The following is a 17,973-nucleotide window of genomic DNA, read 5'->3' on the forward strand; positions in this document are numbered from 1 at the left end:
GCGCATTATAGGGAGTTCCCAAATTAGTGCAAGCAATTTTTTAATAAAAATGATAAAAACAATTTAACTGCTCAATATGTTGATGTGGCGTCGTTTACAAAGTTGGGCTGCATACGTGCCCTTCTTTAACTCACCTATTTTAAGTTCCCATCAATTAAGTCTAAAATACACCGACTTGTTATATAATAGGAACATTGATTCAATGAAGAAATCAATCTTAGCACTTACCTTACTAACAAGCATAAATGCTTTTGCAACGGAAGATGAACAAAGCAACGTAATCTTTTCTTTAACGGCTGGTTATGTGTTTGGTGGTGACACAGTTGGAGAACTGATATATGAAGATAACGACTCAGAAAGCATTAAAGCGGGTCAAGGTATCATTCTAGGTGGTGGGCTTTGGTATGAGTTCAATTCTAAATGGTCACTAGATGTTAGCGTAAATTATCAAGCTGATACCGCCACTGCAAAGCATGGTGATTTGTCTTTCGAACGACTAGCGTTTAACGCAGTCCCTTACTACAAAATTAATGACTCTTTTTCAGTAGGCTTAGGTCTAGGCGTACACACTGGCGTGGAATTAAGCAACGATTTTGGCTCTAATATTGAATTCAGTAACGAAAGCGCTTTTATTAGCAGCGTCCGCTATCATTTTGAAACTATCTCAGCCGACGTAGAGTTTAGACATACTCGTGTTGAATACTCAGTAGACCGTATTGGTAGTTCAAACTACTCCCCATATGATGTAACAGTAGACGGAAATAACACCGGATTACTTTTTCACTGGAAATTCTAATTAAGCCTGTTGTCATTTGTTCCACCAATTAGTGGGGTATAGAAACAAAAAAGCCGAGCTAATGCTCGGCTGTTTTGTGTCTTAAAAAGACTTACTCTGCAGACTGCGCGTCTTCTTGAACTTCATCAGTCGCAACTGGGCGATCTAGTAGTTCAATATAAGCCATTGGCGCATTGTCACCTGCACGGAAGCCACACTTAAGAATTCGAGTGTAACCACCAGGACGATCCGCGAAACGAGGACCGATCTCAGAGAACAATTTACCAACTACTTCTTTATCACGCGTGCGAGCAAACGCTAAACGACGATTTGCTACGCTGTCAGTCTTAGCCAGTGTGATTAAAGGCTCAATTACACGGCGCAACTCTTTCGCTTTAGGCAAAGTTGTTTTGATGATTTCGTGCTTCACCAAAGAACCAGCCATGTTGCTGAACATCGCTTTGCGATGGCTGCTGTTACGGTTTAATTGACGACCACTCTTACGATGGCGCATGACCCTATCCTTCTAACTAAACTAATATAGTAATCTGATTATTCTGCTAAGCTTGCAGGTGGCCAGTTTTCTAGGCGCATGCCTAGTGATAGACCACGAGAAGCTAGCACATCTTTAATCTCTGTTAGAGATTTCTTACCAAGGTTTGGCGTCTTAAGAAGCTCAACCTCAGTACGCTGTACCAGATCACCGATATATTGAATTTGCTCGGCTTTCAGACAGTTTGCAGAACGTACAGTTAGCTCTAAATCATCAACAGGACGAAGTAGAATCGGATCAAACTCCGGCTTCTCTTCTTTTTCTTCTGGCTCAGAAACATCACGCAAATCTACAAACGCTTCTAGCTGTTCAGCTAGGATTGTAGATGCACGACGGATCGCTTCTTCAGGATCTAGTGTGCCATTAGTTTCCATATCGATAATTAGTTTATCTAAGTCTGTACGCTGCTCAACACGGGCTGATTCAACCGAGTACGCAATACGCTCAACTGGACTGAATGAAGCATCTAGCAACAGACGACCAATTGGACGCTCATCGTCATCAGAGGATAAACGACTTGACGCCGGAACATAACCACGACCACGCTCAACACGGATACGCATGCTGATTTCGCTATTGTCAGCCGTTAAGTGACAAATAACGTGCTCAGGATTAGCAATTGTTACATCGCCGTCGTGCTGGATGTCAGCCGCAGTCACAGGGCCTACACCAGACTTAGTCAGGGTAAGGAAAACTTCATCTTTACCTTCTAAAGTAACTGCTAGACCTTTAAGGTTTAACAGAATTTCAATGATGTCTTCTTGTACGCCTTCTTTCGCGCTGTACTCGTGTAATACACCGTCGATCTCTACTTCTGTCACTGCACAACCCGGCATAGACGAAAGAAGAATACGACGTAAAGCATTACCTAAAGTGTGACCAAAGCCACGCTCTAGAGGCTCTAAAACTACTTTAGAACGGGTTGAGTTGATAGCGTCGATATCGACTAATCTTGGTTTTAGGAATTCGGTTACAGAACCCTGCATTTTATCCTCTCTTAACTCTTAACTTTACTTCGAGTAAAGTTCGACGATTAGTTGTTCATTAATGTCCGCAGACAGATCAGAACGCTCAGGTAGGCGCTTGAAAGTACCTTCCATTTTCTTACCGTCAACTTCAATCCAAGTTGGCTTTTCGCGTTGCTCAGCCAACTCTAGAGCAGCGATGATACGTGCTTGCTTTTTAGACTTCTCACGAATTACTACTACATCTTCAGGAGTAACAACGAAAGAAGGGATATTAACAACACGACCATTAACCATAATCGCTTTGTGGCTAACTAGCTGACGTGCTTCAGCACGTGTGCTTGCAAAACCCATGCGATATACAACATTGTCTAGACGTTGCTCTAGAAGCTGTAACAAGTTTTCACCTGTGTTACCTTTAAGGCGAGCAGCTTCTTTATAATAGTTGCGGAATTGCTTTTCTAATACACCGTAAATACGACGTACTTTTTGCTTTTCACGTAACTGTAAACCGTAATCAGATAGACGACCTTTACGTGCGCCGTGCTGACCAGGTGCTGTTTCTAGTTTACACTTAGAGTCAATTGCTCTTACGCCGCTTTTAAGGAACAGGTCAGTACCTTCACGACGACTCAGCTTGAGCTTAGGGCCCAAATATCTTGCCATGTTATTTCTCCTAACCTATTAATTATACGCGACGTTTCTTCGGTGGACGACAACCATTATGAGGGATTGGCGTCACGTCAGTGATATTAGTGATACGGAAACCAGCAGCATTCAATGCACGCACAGCAGACTCACGGCCTGGACCTGGACCTTTTATGAATACTTCTAGGTTCTTAAGACCGTACTCTTGTGCAGCTATACCTGCGCGCTCAGCAGCGACCTGTGCAGCGAACGGAGTAGATTTACGAGAACCACGGAAACCTGAACCACCCGCAGTCGCCCAAGAAAGAGCATTACCTTGACGGTCAGTGATGGTCACAATAGTGTTGTTGAAAGAAGCATGAACATGAGCCATACCGTCAACAACTTGCTTTTTGACCTTTTTACGACGAATTGGTGCTTTTGCCATAACTTACCCCACCTTATTTCTTGATAGGCTTGCGAGGACCCTTACGAGTACGCGCGTTAGTCTTAGTACGTTGACCACGTAGTGGCAACGAACGACGGTGACGTAAGCCACGGAAACAACCAAGGTCCATAAGACGCTTGATGTTTAGTGTTACTTCACGACGAAGATCACCTTCAACAGTGTACTTGCCAACTTCTTCACGAAGGATGTCAAGAGTTTCGTCATTTAAATCGCCGATTTTAGTAGTTTCAGCGATACCTGTCGCAGCTAAGATCGCCTTAGCGCGAGTTTTACCTACACCATAGATGCTTGTTAAACCGATAACAGCATGCTTATGGTCAGGAACGTTAATGCCTGCGATACGGGCCACTAACATATCTCCTATAAATAAACCTGATTATCATCTTGCTGGAAAGCCCGTATAGGATACCCAACCGACACTCAAGTTTTACCAATGAAACAGGCTAAGTAAACTACTTAGCCTGCACGACTAGATTTCTTAGCCTTGCCTTTGCTTGTGCTTAGGCTCACTGCAGATCACACGTACTACACCAGCACGTTTGATAACTTTACAGTTACGGCAAATTTTCTTAACGGAAGCACGTACTTTCATAACTCAACTCCGTAACAGACCCTATCGGCCGTAGCCTTTAAGGTTTGCTTTTTTCAGCACAGAATCATATTGATGAGACATCAAATGAGTCTGTACTTGTGCCATAAAGTCCATGATAACAACAACGATAATCAAAATTGATGTACCGCCGAAGTAGAATGGCGTTTGCCATGCCATGGTCATAAACTCGGGCACCAGACAGATAAAGGTAATGTACATTGCACCTGCCAATGTCAGGCGTGTCATCACTTTATCAATGTATTTAGACGTCTGCTCACCTGGGCGAATGCCTGGAATAAATGCGCCAGATTTTTTCAAGTTATCTGCTGTCTCACGAGGGTTAAATACCAACGCCGTATAGAAGAAGCAGAAGAAAATAATCGCAGCTGCTAGTACCATTGCATATAGAGGTTGACCCGGGGTCAACACCGCTGAAACTGCTTGTAGAGCATCAGCTAATGGACCTTCACCTTGGCCGAACCAGCTTGCAATTGTACCAGGGAACAGAATGATGCTACTAGCAAATATTGGTGGAATAACCCCTGCCATGTTAACTTTTAATGGTAGGTGTGTACTTTGCGCTGCAAAAACCTGACGGCCTTGCTGACGTTTAGCATAGTTAACAACGATACGACGTTGACCACGCTCAAAGAAAACTACCAAATAAGTTACCGCAACAACGATAAACGCAATAAGTGCTAAGATAAAGACATTCAAATCGCCTTGGCGCGCCATTTCTGCTGTCGAACCGATTGCAGACGGCAGGTTAGCTACAATACCAACAAATATCAGTACAGAGATACCGTTACCGATACCACGTTCTGTAATTTGTTCGCCCAGCCACATTAGGAACATGGTGCCAGTTACTAAACTCACAACTGCTGTGAAGTAGAAACCGAAACCAGGATTTACAACTAATCCATCCATCATATTTGGAAGGTTAGTCGCAATACCTACTGACTGAATAGTAGCAAGCACGAGCGTACCGTAACGCGTGTACTGGCTAATTTTCTTACGCCCTTGTTCCCCTTCTTTCTTAAGCTCTATCATCGCAGGATGTATGTGCGTTAATAGCTGCATAATAATTGAAGCTGAAATGTAAGGCATAATACCTAGCGCAAGTACAGATGCACGCTCAAGCGCACCACCACTGAACATGTTAAACATGGCAAAGATGGTGCCCTTTTGTTGCTCGAAGAACTCGGCAAGTACAGCGGCGTCAATCCCAGGGATAGGCACGAATGAACCTAAACGGTAAATAATGATGGCACCCAATACAAACAGTAAACGGCGCTTCAACTCCGCAAGCCCACTTTGTGCGCTTTGCATATCTTGACCTGGTTTAGCCATAGTGTACTTCCTTAGTCTTCTACCTTGCCTCCGGCAGCTTCGATAGCTTCGCGAGCACCTTTAGACACTTTAATGCCTTTAACAGTAACTGCGCGTGAAACTTCGCCAGATTTAACAACTTTAACGAACTGAACGTTCTTCTTAACGATACCAGCTGCTTGTAGTGTGCTTAGCTCTACCACGTCGCCTTCAACCTTCGCGATTTCGAAAAGGTTAACTTCAGCAGATACTAGTGATTTGCGTGAAGTGAAGCCAAACTTTGGTAGACGGCGTTGCATAGGCATTTGACCGCCTTCAAAACCAACACGTACTTTACCGCCAGAACGCGACTTTTGACCTTTGTGACCACGGCCACCAGTCTTACCAAGACCAGAACCGATACCACGACCAACGCGCTTACCAGCAGTTTTTGAACCTGCAGCAGGAGAAAGTGTATTCAATTGCATCGAATTAGCCCTCAACCTTAACCATGTAAGAAACTTGGTTGATCATACCACGTACTGCTGGCGTATCTTCTAGCTCAACAGTATGGTTGATACGACGTAAACCAAGGCCACGTAATGTAGCTTTATGCTTCGGTAAACGACCGATTGAGCTACGTACTTGTGTTACTTTAACTGTGTTTGCCATGGTTTCTTACCCCAAGATTTCATCTACGCTAAGACCACGTTTCGCAGCGATTCCCTCTGGAGAGTTCATGTTCTCTAGAGCAGAAATTGTTGCGCGAACGATGTTGATCGGGTTAGTAGAACCGTATGCTTTTGAAAGTACGTTCTGTACACCAGCAACTTCTAGTACTGCACGCATCGCACCACCGGCGATGATACCTGTACCTTCTGATGCAGGCTGCATGTACACTTTAGAACCCGCGTGGCGACCCTTAATTGGGTGCTGTAGCGTGTGACCGTTAAGATCAACATTTACCATGTTACGACGCGCTTTTTCCATTGCTTTTTGAATAGCAGCTGGAACTTCACGTGCTTTACCGTAACCAAAACCTACTTTACCTGCGCCATCACCAACTACAGTTAGTGCAGTGAAGCTAAAGATACGACCACCTTTAACCACTTTAGACACACGGTTTACCGCGATTAGCTTTTCAGCCAAATCAGGCTGTTGTTGCTTTGCTTCTACGTTAGCCATTGTCTACTCCTAGAATTGCAGACCGGCTTCACGCGCTGCATCAGCAAGCGCCTTCACACGGCCGTGATATTTAAAGCCACTGCGGTCAAAAGCAAGCTTTTCGATGCCTTTGTCTGCCGCGCGTTCAGCAACTGCTTTACCAACTGCTTGAGCAGCTTCGATGTTGCCAGTGCCTTTAACTGTTTCAGCAATTGCTTTTTCAACAGTAGAAGCAGCAGCCAGTACATTACCCTCAACGTTTACGATTTGAGCGTAGATGTGACGTGGCGTGCGGTGGATAACAAGACGTGTTGTGCCTTGTTCGATAATATTTCTACGAGTGCGCTTAGCACGACGTAGACGAGCTGTTTTCTTATCCATCGTCTTACCTTACTTCTTCTTAGCCTCTTTACGACGCACGTGCTCATCAGCGTAACGTACACCTTTACCTTTATAAGGCTCTGGTTCACGGTATGAGCGGATGTTAGCAGCAGTTTGACCAACAAGCTGCTTGTCTGCGCCTTTAACAACGATTTCAGTTTGGCTTGGAGCTTCGATTGTGATACCCGCTGGGATCTCGAAGTTCACCGGGTGTGAGAAGCCAAGAGTTAAGTCTAAAACTTTACCCTTAACTGCAGCACGGTAACCAACACCTACTAGTTGTAGTTTCTTTTCAAAACCTTCGTTAACGCCGATGATCATGTTGTTGATCAGAGCGCGTGCTGTACCTGCTTGAGCCCAAGCATTTGCTACTTCACGAGGAGATGTAGTGATAACGCTGTCGTTAAGAACAACTTCAACTGCGTCGTTAAGAACGCGAGTCAATTCACCGTTTTTACCTTTAACTTTGATTTCCTGGCCGTTAATTGCAACTTCAACACCGGCAGGAACAGCAATAGGAGCCTTCGCAATACGAGACATAGTTCCCCTCCGATTAAGCTACAAAGCCAATGATTTCACCACCAACACCAGCGGTACGCGCAGCGCGGTCTGTCATCAGGCCTTTAGAAGTTGATACGATTGCGATACCTAGACCACCCATTACCTTCGGTAATTCGTCACGTTTCTTATAGATACGTAGACCAGGGCGGCTAACACGCTGGATGCTTTCGATAACAGCTTTGCCTTCGAAGTACTTAAGTTCGATAGTCAATTCTGCTTTTACGTCACCTGATACTGAATAACCAGTGATGAAACCTTCGTTTTTCAGTACGTCAGCAACAGCTACTTTCAGCTTTGAAGTTGGCATAGTTACTGATACCTTCTTCGCAGACTGACCGTTACGGATGCGTGTAAACAAATCCGCGATTGGATCTTGCAAGCTCATGTCTTACTCCCGTGATTCTATTACCAAGAAGCCTTTTTAAGGCCAGGAATTTCACCGCGCATAGCTGCTTCGCGAACTTTGATACGGCTTAAGCCGAACTTGCGAAGGTAACCATGTGGGCGGCCCGTAATGTTACAACGATTACGTTGACGTGAAGGGCTAGAATCACGCGGTAAAGACTGAAGCTTTAATACCGCGTCCCAACGCTCGTCATCTGATGTATTAACATCGCTGATGATAGCTTTAAGTGAAGCACGCTTTTCTGCGTACTGTGCAACTAACTTAGCGCGTTTTACGTCACGCGCTTTCATTGAATTCTTTGCCATAACCCTACCCTTACTTTTTGAATGGGAAGTTGAACGCTTCTAACAACGCACGGCCTTCATCATCTGTTTTCGCAGAAGTAGTGATTGTGATATCCATACCGCGAACACGGTCTACTTTATCATAATCAATTTCTGGGAAGATGATTTGCTCACGTACGCCCATAGAGTAGTTACCGCGACCGTCAAAAGACTTTGCGCTAACACCGCGGAAGTCACGAATACGTGGCATCGCGATTGAGACTAAACGCTCAAGGAAATCCCACATACGCTCGCCGCGTAGGGTTACTTTACAGCCAATTGGGTAACCTTCACGGATCTTAAAGCCAGCAACTGATTTGCGAGCTTTAGTCACAAGAGGTTTTTGACCAGAGATAGCTTCTAGGTCTGCAACAGCATTTTCTAGAATTTTCTTGTCATTTAGGGCTTCGCCCACACCCATATTAAGTGTGATCTTTTCGATCTGAGGGACTTGCATGACAGAGCTGTAACCGAACTTTTCAAAAAGCTCTTTTACTACTTTGTCTTTGTACACTTCATGCAGTTTCGCCATCGTCTACTCCAACTATTAAATAGTTTTGCCAGTAGACTTGAAGAAACGGACTTTTTTACCGTCTTCAAATCTAAAACCAACACGATCTGCTTTGCCAGTTTCGGCATTGAAAATCGCAATATTTGATACGTCTACTGACGCTTCTTTCTCAACAATTCCGCCAGCTTGCTGTAGTTGTGGTACAGGCTTCTGGTGTTTCTTGATGATGTTGACGCCTTCAACAAATACACGACCAGTTTCAGTTACAACTGAAAGCACTTTACCGCGCTTACCTTTGTCTTTACCGGCTAGTACGATTACTTCGTCATCACGACGGATTTTTGCTGCCATGATCGACTCCTTATAGTACTTCTGGTGCTAGTGAAACGATCTTCATGAACTTCTCAGTACGTAGTTCACGAGTCACAGGGCCGAAGATACGAGTACCAATTGGCTGATGGCTATCATTTAAGATAACAGCCGCATTGCTATCGAAACGGATTAAAGAGCCGTCTGGACGACGAACGCCTTTCTTAGTACGCACTACTACTGCGTTTTTAACATCACCTTTCTTCACTTTACCGCGAGGAATTGCTTCTTTAACAGAAACTTTAATGATGTCACCAACACGCGCATAGCGACGGTGCGAACCACCAAGGACTTTAATACACTGCACTTTGCGAGCGCCGCTGTTATCAGCAACGTCCAGCTGAGTTTGCATTTGGATCATTGTATATGCTCCGGTGTAGTTAAAATTTACCTAGATTTTGTATAAAACCTAAGCATTTAGATTAATTTCCACTCAAAAAACGAGGCTTTCGTCTTTCAAGGGCGGGGAATTGTAACAGCAAAATCCAGCCAAAGATAGTTCAATTTTTAATTAATTTTATCTACCTATGGTGTCCTACTTGTTCACCCTACTTCATATGGGGGCGGCAAAAAACAATTCAAGAGTTAGCTACAAAAGCCAACCTTATGACTCAGTTCAAAAAACCACCAACTCATTTTGTTCTGTGTAGCTCAATATGAGAGGCAACTTCGTTTACCGTGGCAAGCCAAAATCCATTTTTTGGGTCTTTCAAATACACTATAAGTGCTTCTAAGGCATCTTTATCCACCGTGTACATGCCCTTATCACCCACATCATGGCCTGCCAAAATAATCCATTTATTGTCTTCCCTCTGTAACTCCAACATGTCTTTTATTTCTTTAAAGGTCATGCCATCCATTCGGTTACCCGTTAACTGTGCCAAGTCTGTGTAGGTCGGATTGTTTCCTGTTTCATCAAGCCATGTACGGCCGGTTTTAAACATTTCAGCAATGAGAGGGACATAGCTTTTAACCTGTTTTCCACGCCCGACAAATGTGTTGCCACATGGGTACGCAAAAGACTGGGGCGTGATATTGAATTGTTTTTGCAAAAACTCTGTTGTAGATTCAATATCCTTTCGCAACCAAGCAAGATCAACTTGTTCTAACCCTTGGCCTTTTTTTCGCAGCCATTCAAAATTACCTGTGCAAAGATGAGAGCTCGTGTGATTACCAAGCTCGTGCCCTTTTTTCACCGCCTTCTTCCAGCCATCTAGGCGATGCATGGCAAACTGCGGGTTAACATAAAAAGTGCCTTTTACATTGTACTTATTCAGAATGGGGATCGCGACATCAACTTGACTGTCTCGGGCATCATCAAAACTCAGTGAAATAGCATTTCGAGCATTATTGGGATAACTAAACTTACCTTCAACTAGCTGCTCAACGTTATCTGTAGCAAGGCTAGCAAAAGATAAAGTCATTAATATTGCAGCCATTCTGTGATTGATTAGTTTTATTTTGTACATATCAGCTCCATATTGCTTTGCGTGAAATAAACATGGCAAAACAGTTTGCTTAGGATTCAGATATTTCGCCATGATCAAACTATGAAGGAAATCTTATTTTCAGATGATATATAACAAGCTGCTGTAATTATTGCTATTTTATTGATTTAGAAGCGATACCATAGCGATAAACGATATTCAGCCTTGTGTGTTCTATCAGCCACTTCTTCACCAATTTTCAGATCATCAGAATAAAATTTCCTGGTTCTTATAAACCGACCCGTATTCATATGTGTGACTTCAAACCTTACTTTCACGCCATCTATTAAGGAAGATTCAAAGAAACCTTTCAATCTCTTATTACCTTGTACTAGCAAGGTTTCATGGGCGTAAAAGAAAGGCTCCGTATAATCACCCCAATATTCCAATCCCCATGAGCTTTTATAGTGAGGAAGGTCGTGACGAAAGTTCATCCATATCCAATCTGGAATATAGTTGCTCAAACGCTCAGTGCGATCACTTGGATTATTAAAGTCCGAATTTTTGTGTTCATAAGATATTTCAAATAACGCATTATCTAAGACAGGTGAAAGCTCAAAGGCCACCTCTAAGTGACTTCCCCAAAACCTTGCATCACCTACATTAGCCAATCCACCCGACGTTTGTGTGAACGCAATATGTTCTAATACATCTTTTTGCCATTGGTGAAACAGCTTTACTTTTACATTACCACGCTCAGAAAAATACCATTGGTATTGTGTCGCTAATTCTGTTGTTTGCTCTGGTTTAAGCCCTGTATTACCAATTTGGTTTCGTCCATCACCAGCATCAACACTGCGTGCAAAATCAGAAAAGTTAAGTTGACTGACACGATGTTCCGCAAGCCAGTTTAAACTGGTTCCCTTTTTAGGAGTCCAACTTGTTTGCCAGCGAGGTTTCCAATATGACTGTGATTGGCTTTCACCTTCCACCGCATCCACATTAATTTTTGAGGTTTCATAGGTAAGACCAAATTCACTTGAGAGGCTGTCAGTATGCGTGTAGTTGATATCAGCAAAAACTTCAGTTCTTAGCTCTGTTACATTCGTTACTTCTTCACGCCCCAGCGCTACCAAGTCAACAGCAGATTGCATTCTATTTTCAGCCACTTCGATACCGAAGCGAGGAGCTATATCATCCTTCTTCTGCATCTCTATCGTACTGCGCAGTATGAGTTCTGTTTTCAACTCTTGCTGGCGCCATAGCGCCAAATTCGCTGCCTGTGTGCCCTGATTAAAAGTTATATCATCGTTGGCATATTGCTTGTCATCAACAACAAAAATCCCCATATTTTGCCACCGATAGGTGCCCAAGTTCAGTGTCCAATCTACGCCCAATTCAGCGTTACGCGTATCATTGTCAACTTTAAGCTCTCGAGTGGTTTTGCCCAAATGCCCCGATATCTGTTGAGCACCGTAGCGTGTCGTATCTCCAAGGTAGCTTTCACCGCCCACTTTACCTGTCAGTACTATCTCACTTTGGCCCGATGATTGTTTGAGTTGACCCGTAAACTTCAGGCTCTCAGTCTCTTCATCTAACACCTCAAATTCTTGGTTGATTACTTTGCCTTCACGGCTGAGCTGTCTAATGAGGGCAGTACGGTATCCAGGCGCACCACTCGCTTCGAGCCCCACTGACGTTTCCCAACCTAACCATTGAGCACTCAATTGTAGTGCAAGTTTTGGTAAGATACTGCCATCATAAAATTGTGTTAACTGTCCCTCTAAAGTGCCACTGGTTTTAGACTGGATTAAGATCACATCCGCGACCATAACTTTTCCTGACGTAACTAAGGGTATTTTGCTACCTCGGTACACATTGATTTTTTGAACTTGGGCAGCGCCAATTCTCGACAATATTTTGTCTAGGGATTCGGATTTCACTACAGGTCTTGCACCATTAATCAGCACATTCCCCGCATTGCCGCCAAACCCCCTTGCTGAATCGGTATTTTCAAATGCGAAACCTGGCAGTCGGTAAACCATATCAAGTGCCGTCTGGGGGTTGTACTGGCTGAAAAACTCAGCACTAAAACTCTGTTGCTCCACACTGTCGGCGCTCTGGTTTGCTGCCACGTGCCAAGTGGGGAAAAGTAAAAAGCATATGGACACGAGCAACATCACAGCCATTGGTACACCTTTTAATAACTTGGCAATATCCAGTTCGTCATACAGCTCCTTAATAGCCTCCCTTTGATAGGGGAACCATTTGGGATCGTTTTCATTGTTGGGAATAGGTGCTTTTTCTTCTGCGAAAGCTAAGAAATGTTCTAAGTGTTGGTGAGGTTGAATATTGAACCCCAAAGCCCGGTTAAAACCCCTATGCTTTTCCAGATAAAATTCCTTCGTACAACAAAGCGACTCACTATGGAGCCACGCTGTGATTTGATTGTCTGACGCTATGTATTGCCAGAACTCTTGCTGACTCGGGAAAAAGAAAAACGGTTGAGACAGTCCTGTTGCATCTAATCTATGTTGTCTCAGATAAGTATATTGAATTTCAAGCCAGCGCTTTGACACCCAAGCCTGCGAATTGGGCCAGTTCATGACATAGTCACAATTAATGAGCCCCGCAAGCTTTTCTTCAAACCATGTAGATAAATGAATCCCCTGCTCATAAGGTAAGTAATTGATGCTATTCACAGTGCAGCACAAGTTTTCAATAAGTAACTCATCAGGGTGATATACAATCACCTCGTGAGGTTTCACAGTCTGCTTTTCAAGCAATGTGAACGCACGCTTTAGCTGCGCGAGTTCTGTAACATGCAACACACAACTCAATTCAACAACTTGTGAACCTTTAGCAGTAAGAGGCAGCAATTCCGGATATTGTGAAAAATGCGCTTGTTTTATCTGGTGATAAAAAGATAAATCATCATCAAACCAATCCGGAGTCGAAACTTTTCGCCATGCGCTGGCCTGAATTAGCTTGCCACTCACGAAGCTCCAAGTGTTGTTTAGGTGCCTTAAGTAAACAAAATGCGCGTACCCATCCACCGCAACGAGGTTTGCGCCAGCACTAATCATACATTCCATAAAGTCGGCGTCTTCACGCAATGAACTATCTTGGTAGTCCAATCTTCCCTCGCTCCAATACTCGCGACTGAATACTAAGGTACCGCCCGCAATACCACGTCGAAACATCGTATCAAATAGTGGTTTATCAGCGCGCCAAAACTGAGTGCGCCAAACATCAAAGAATAAATGATTGTTTAAACCTGTAATATCAGCTTTACCATTAATGATCGGTTCTAATTGAACGGCTAATCGTTCACTTGAATACCAGTCATCATCATCCCACTGTGCTATTAAAAGGCCTGCTGCACTCTTTGTTCCAAGACTTCTTTTATATCCAATTGACGCATTCTCCGGCGCTTGAACTAATTGAATATTGCCTTGAGTGGGGAGCTTGTCAGGCAAGTCACTGTTCTGCTCGTAGACGATAATCAATTCTTTATTGGCATAACTCTGTCGATTAAAATAGTCGATACTTTGCAACAGGTAGTGCGCGCGCCTGCAGGTTGGCATAACGCAGCTCACTAACGGTATCGCTTGATGCTGGCTATGTATTTGCGTCATGATGGGTACCTTTGGCTGTACAACCAATCGCGCAATTCAAACCACACCGGTATTAAAGCAAGCTCAGTTTCGCACAAGTGCACAATACGTTGATAAATTTGACTGCCTGTTACTGACTTTGAACGACATGAAAGGCGCATCAAAACTTCGACTTCTTTCCAATTTTTAGCTAGGTGAGGCAAAGCATCTGTCATCGGCGAACAAATGTGCTTGAGCTTTGGATCCGGAAAATCCTTTTGTAATGCCATTAACCAATCAAATGTACTGGCCCGTTGCAAAGAAAATACCCACAGACCAGGAACAACATAAGGTCGCTCCATTGTTTGTAAACATGAAATATACTCTAAACTCTCTGATATCGCTGATGCCCCAACGTGCGCTTGATCTGAGCTCAGCCCTGCTATATTTTGCTCGACTTGCTTTAGTGCCCACTCGAGTGTCAATGGACTAGAGGGCCCAACTTGCTCTAATTGATAAACACGTACACACCCTTCATGGGCAAGTACATTTTGAAATGAAAGCTGATAGTCCAATGCACTAATGTAGACATCTTGCTTTAGCGCGTCATCAACCATAAATGACCCAGAGTCCTTATCACAAGCTTTGAAAGTCAATATGTGGTAGCCATAATGCTTATGGTAGTCTTCAATGCGATACGGCACATGCTTAGCACTAAACTCGCAAATTACTCGCTGATTTTTGGCAAGCTGTGTTGCCAAATAATGATCTAATGTCTCTTGTTTTGAGAAGGATAAAGCTATGACTTTAAGCCCATATAACGCCAATAGTTTATCACCCAAGTAACCCGAAAGCGTATCGTCTTCAAGGACATAATACTGACTGTCTTCATATCGACCAAATAAGACATCTAAGCCTTTTTTTTGCTTGCAATCGAAATAGTACGAATGTTCTCCAAATAACCTCGCCATATCTGGTATTGCAAACTTTTCTCTCGCTTCTAGTTCGATTGCCATAAAGAGACAATCTGGCAAACACGACTGCCAAGCCTGTATTGTATTTGCGACGCCCATTCCTATAGCACCTTTATCTGTTACTCCTTGCCCCTCTGTTAATTTCATACTTCACCATTTCCTTATTGCCTTTTCTAACCCTCACACTATTTCTTAATCACAACCGCTCAGTATGGTGGCACGTTGCAATGTGCCACCATACTGATACTTAAAACTTATAGGTTTGTTTGATTTTCTATATCAGCCAGCTCGATCCGCCCTGGGCGGCGTCTGTCCGGAGATAAAGCTCTCAACTCAATATTTTTACCAGCCTTTAAATCCACAGGTGCGCTGTACTCTAGCCAGCTGCCGTTACCAACACGGTATTGGATAGGTAGTCCCGGGATGATAGTCGACGCATGTAACTTGTTATCGATGACTTTACTTACCACATTAGGGATGCGATAAAACACACCTAATTTATCGAATTTTTCAAGCTCTTTGTGACCGACAGCATGAATAAAGTCGTGCCACTGTCTGTCGCGTAATGCTCGCTTCTGGGCAGTTAAAAAATTCGTCGTATGGTCATACTTTTCACCCGCATAGTTATATGGCACTTCCCAACTCGCGCGGTGCCATGCTTTTTCAGCAAGCGCTAGTAAACGTGGAAATAGCATGTACTCAGCAAGGTGATCTTTGCGAATAACTTCAGACCACAAGTGACCTTGAATACCTGTCACACGGAACCCTTCTGGCAAAGGTTGGTGCACGAACTTACCATTTTCATCGACTTGCGTACGGTCATCAGCCACGTAATTTCGACCGATTGTGTCTTTCTTAAATTCAGCATTGGCCGGCAAATTATCTGGCATAAACTCGAAGATGGTTTGACTGTTAGTACGCCTAGAACCCCATTTATATCCACTCTCTTTTGGATCGAGTTCATATGGAAAATCTAAATAAGTGACATCAGGCGTTGCTAAAATAATATCCCATCCACGTCTGGCATGTGCACTCACAACTTTATGTGCATTTTGTGGCAAAGTCGCCCATACATATGACGCCACCTTATTTGGCATCTTGTCTTGTCTCGTTTCAGACAGGCCATCATTCCAGCCAGCAACTTCTATCCCTTTCGCCGCGATCATTCTCGACACACGCTCAATAAAGTAACCCGTCAACTCTTCGACTTCATGTACATCGTTTGATTTATCTGCAATGAACTGCTTACAAGCTGGAGATTCGACCCAAGCTCCCGCAGTCTCATCAGCACCGATGTGATAGATATTTAACGGTGAGCCTGCTTTTTTGTGCTGATTGGCCACTTCCGAAATTACTTTATCCACAAATGCGTAAGTTGACTCCATACACACGTTCAACGTGTTGTCGTTGTAATGTTGGATAGATCGGTACTCGGTCACGTCTTTAGGATCGCTCACTAAAAACTGTTTTGCAGCGGCATGTTCACCTTGTTTACTCAGCGTGTAGAAGCGCTTTTCCATCGCTTTTACAGCAGCACGGGAGTGACCTGGCATATCCAATGAAGGGATAACCTCTATGTGATGCTGTTTAGCAAAGTTCAGAATTTCCTGATAGTCACTCAAAGAATAGTAGCCATCACGACCGGCATTCAAAGCTGACCCTAACTGCGGCTGTAGGCAATCTTTATCATCTAAATCAATACAGCGATGAGACGACAACTCTGTTAACTCAGGTAGGCCAGGGATCTCAATTCGCCACCCTTCATCGTCTGCTAAATGGAAATGTAGTTTGTTTAATTTGTAAGCTGCCATTTTACCCATAAGGCGCAGCACGAACTCTTTTGAGCGGAAATTTCGAGCAACATCCAAGTGTAAACCTCGGTACTCATATCTCGGTTCATCAACCACCTTAACCGCTGGCACTTGCATGGTATCTAGTGACAGTAAACTCGCCAGCGATTGAAGTCCATAGAAAGCACCTTCGCTGTCTTGCGCTTCAATAAATACTTTGCCTTTTCGTGTATCAAGTTGATAACTACCCGCAATGCCCTCTGAAGTACCTGAGACTTTTACAATGACCTTAACGCCATCATGGCTTTGCTTTGCACCCAATTCTGCCAAGCGCGACAATGCCGCAGCAACCTCGCCGTACTCTAATCCTACAAGGTGTACATTGAGGCCTTTTTTGAGGTTAAGAGATGCTGATCTTTCAAATACTTCGATTGCATTTGGTGTGGGTACGATGGCGTGTTTAACCGAGTCAACGGGGTAGTTATCAATTGTATACTTCTCAAATAAAGCCGCCGATGTATGCTGCCCATATTGGTCTTCAGGGTGTGATTTCATTACACTTTCACTGTCACTAACGGCAGCATAAGGTTTAATCTCTAGCCCTGTATCCGCTTCAATATACGATTGAGTACTTTTGATCACCTTGGGTGCTAAGCCGTCCGCAGTCAAAATATAATTTGGCATCAGTTCGCCTTCATTTAATAACGAACTACCCACCCACATCTCGATAACTTGGCTTTCACCCGCTTTGAAGCCATTAAATGCTTGATTGGGCGCAATATGGTTCAAGTCCCCATTAAAATGACGCAAAGTAAGCTGCTGACTTTTGGTCTCTGAAGAAGGATATACTTGACTGTAAAGGATTTTCCAGCCATCAACGTTCACTGTGAAAGGGCTGGTGAGCTCTATTTGAGCATGATAACAAAACTCTGCTGTTGAACCAGGGCACTGCTCTGGCATGTTACTTAACAAACGATACTTCACATCTAATGTGTCGGCCAGTCTGTCGAGTTGCTGTTGATTTATCTTGGTTAAGCTGTTGTTTGCCCACACTGGGCTTGCCAACATAATTGAAGGCAACAACATAGCTACAACACGTCCTGTTAATGCTCTTTTATGTACACGCATAAGTCAGATCCTGCTTTATCATTTTAATTTAATACATTAAATTGGCTAAAAAAT

22 protein-coding genes are annotated in these 17,973 nt (G+C 43.6%); 1 reads left to right on the top strand and 21 read right to left on the bottom strand.

The window, feature by feature from the left end:
* Positions 1-202: 202 nt before the first annotated feature.
* Positions 203-796 (top strand): outer membrane beta-barrel protein, encoded by a 594-nt coding sequence (locus tag N482_RS00895; RefSeq protein ID WP_063375307.1) that lies wholly within the window; start codon positions 203-205, stop codon positions 794-796.
* 91 nt (positions 797-887) lie between these two features.
* On the opposite strand, the gene rplQ is transcribed toward N482_RS00895, so the two are convergent.
* From rplQ to N482_RS01000, 21 genes are all read right to left on the bottom strand, one after another.
* Positions 888-1,289: a 50S ribosomal protein L17 gene (rplQ, locus tag N482_RS00900; protein ID WP_063375308.1), complete on the bottom strand. Its 402-nt coding sequence runs from the start codon at positions 1,287-1,289 to the stop codon at positions 888-890.
* A gap of 38 nt (positions 1,290-1,327) precedes the next feature.
* Positions 1,328-2,314 carry a DNA-directed RNA polymerase subunit alpha gene (locus N482_RS00905; RefSeq protein ID WP_063371527.1) on the bottom strand — a complete coding sequence of 329 codons (987 nt, stop codon included), beginning with the start codon at positions 2,312-2,314 and terminating at the stop codon, positions 1,328-1,330.
* A 24-nt stretch (positions 2,315-2,338) separates the two neighbouring features.
* The gene (rpsD, locus tag N482_RS00910; protein WP_017218390.1) at positions 2,339-2,959 is read right to left on the bottom strand and encodes a 30S ribosomal protein S4; all 621 of its coding nucleotides are present in this window, start codon (positions 2,957-2,959) and stop codon (positions 2,339-2,341) included.
* A gap of 22 nt (positions 2,960-2,981) precedes the next feature.
* Entirely contained in the window at positions 2,982-3,368 is a 387-nt protein-coding gene (rpsK, locus tag N482_RS00915; RefSeq protein WP_063375309.1) for a 30S ribosomal protein S11, read from the bottom strand.
* Positions 3,369-3,381: 13 nt separating this feature from the next.
* Positions 3,382-3,738, bottom strand: a complete 357-nt coding sequence (rpsM, locus tag N482_RS00920) for a 30S ribosomal protein S13 (protein ID WP_010386936.1) — start codon at positions 3,736-3,738, stop codon at positions 3,382-3,384.
* 129 nt (positions 3,739-3,867) lie between these two features.
* Complete coding sequence (gene rpmJ / locus N482_RS00925; RefSeq protein WP_002959476.1) at positions 3,868-3,981, bottom strand: 50S ribosomal protein L36; 114 nt, start codon at positions 3,979-3,981, stop codon at positions 3,868-3,870.
* Between the two features lie 21 nt (positions 3,982-4,002).
* The gene (gene secY / locus N482_RS00930; RefSeq protein ID WP_063355767.1) at positions 4,003-5,331 is read right to left on the bottom strand and encodes a preprotein translocase subunit SecY; all 1,329 of its coding nucleotides are present in this window, start codon (positions 5,329-5,331) and stop codon (positions 4,003-4,005) included.
* Positions 5,332-5,342: 11 nt separating this feature from the next.
* Positions 5,343-5,777 (bottom strand): 50S ribosomal protein L15, encoded by a 435-nt coding sequence (gene rplO, locus N482_RS00935; RefSeq protein ID WP_063355768.1) that lies wholly within the window; start codon positions 5,775-5,777, stop codon positions 5,343-5,345.
* Between the two features lie 4 nt (positions 5,778-5,781).
* The gene (rpmD, locus tag N482_RS00940; protein ID WP_010378276.1) at positions 5,782-5,961 is read right to left on the bottom strand and encodes a 50S ribosomal protein L30; all 180 of its coding nucleotides are present in this window, start codon (positions 5,959-5,961) and stop codon (positions 5,782-5,784) included.
* Positions 5,962-5,967: 6 nt separating this feature from the next.
* Positions 5,968-6,474: a 30S ribosomal protein S5 gene (rpsE, locus tag N482_RS00945; protein ID WP_063355769.1), complete on the bottom strand. Its 507-nt coding sequence runs from the start codon at positions 6,472-6,474 to the stop codon at positions 5,968-5,970.
* Positions 6,475-6,483: 9 nt separating this feature from the next.
* On the bottom strand, positions 6,484-6,834 hold the full coding sequence (rplR, locus tag N482_RS00950; RefSeq protein WP_063355770.1) for a 50S ribosomal protein L18: 351 nt from the start codon (positions 6,832-6,834) through the stop codon (positions 6,484-6,486).
* 9 nt (positions 6,835-6,843) lie between these two features.
* Complete coding sequence (gene rplF / locus N482_RS00955; protein ID WP_063375310.1) at positions 6,844-7,374, bottom strand: 50S ribosomal protein L6; 531 nt, start codon at positions 7,372-7,374, stop codon at positions 6,844-6,846.
* 13 nt (positions 7,375-7,387) lie between these two features.
* Positions 7,388-7,780, bottom strand: coding sequence for a 30S ribosomal protein S8 (gene rpsH / locus N482_RS00960; RefSeq protein WP_063355771.1), 393 nt, complete (start codon positions 7,778-7,780; stop codon positions 7,388-7,390).
* Between the two features lie 20 nt (positions 7,781-7,800).
* Positions 7,801-8,106, bottom strand: coding sequence for a 30S ribosomal protein S14 (rpsN, locus tag N482_RS00965; protein ID WP_063375311.1), 306 nt, complete (start codon positions 8,104-8,106; stop codon positions 7,801-7,803).
* Between the two features lie 10 nt (positions 8,107-8,116).
* Positions 8,117-8,656 carry a 50S ribosomal protein L5 gene (gene rplE / locus N482_RS00970; protein WP_063355773.1) on the bottom strand — a complete coding sequence of 180 codons (540 nt, stop codon included), beginning with the start codon at positions 8,654-8,656 and terminating at the stop codon, positions 8,117-8,119.
* Positions 8,657-8,671: 15 nt separating this feature from the next.
* Positions 8,672-8,986 carry a 50S ribosomal protein L24 gene (gene rplX / locus N482_RS00975; protein ID WP_063355774.1) on the bottom strand — a complete coding sequence of 105 codons (315 nt, stop codon included), beginning with the start codon at positions 8,984-8,986 and terminating at the stop codon, positions 8,672-8,674.
* A 10-nt stretch (positions 8,987-8,996) separates the two neighbouring features.
* Complete coding sequence (rplN, locus tag N482_RS00980) at positions 8,997-9,365, bottom strand: 50S ribosomal protein L14 (RefSeq protein WP_063375312.1); 369 nt, start codon at positions 9,363-9,365, stop codon at positions 8,997-8,999.
* 271 nt (positions 9,366-9,636) lie between these two features.
* Positions 9,637-10,473 carry a polysaccharide deacetylase family protein gene (locus N482_RS00985; RefSeq protein WP_063375313.1) on the bottom strand — a complete coding sequence of 279 codons (837 nt, stop codon included), beginning with the start codon at positions 10,471-10,473 and terminating at the stop codon, positions 9,637-9,639.
* A gap of 146 nt (positions 10,474-10,619) precedes the next feature.
* Positions 10,620-14,069 carry a glycosyltransferase gene (locus N482_RS00990; RefSeq protein ID WP_063375314.1) on the bottom strand — a complete coding sequence of 1,150 codons (3,450 nt, stop codon included), beginning with the start codon at positions 14,067-14,069 and terminating at the stop codon, positions 10,620-10,622.
* On the bottom strand, positions 14,066-15,148 hold the full coding sequence (locus tag N482_RS00995) for a BtrH N-terminal domain-containing protein (protein ID WP_063375315.1): 1,083 nt from the start codon (positions 15,146-15,148) through the stop codon (positions 14,066-14,068). Before N482_RS00995 ends, N482_RS00990 begins: the two co-directional genes overlap by 4 nt.
* Before the next feature lie 107 nt (positions 15,149-15,255).
* Positions 15,256-17,919, bottom strand: a complete 2,664-nt coding sequence (locus N482_RS01000; RefSeq protein WP_063375316.1) for a family 20 glycosylhydrolase — start codon at positions 17,917-17,919, stop codon at positions 15,256-15,258.
* Between the last annotated feature and the right edge of the window lie 54 nt (positions 17,920-17,973).

The organism is Pseudoalteromonas luteoviolacea NCIMB 1942, assembly GCF_001625595.1.
In the GTDB taxonomy this organism is placed as follows: Bacteria; Pseudomonadota; Gammaproteobacteria; order Enterobacterales; family Alteromonadaceae; genus Pseudoalteromonas; species Pseudoalteromonas luteoviolacea_A.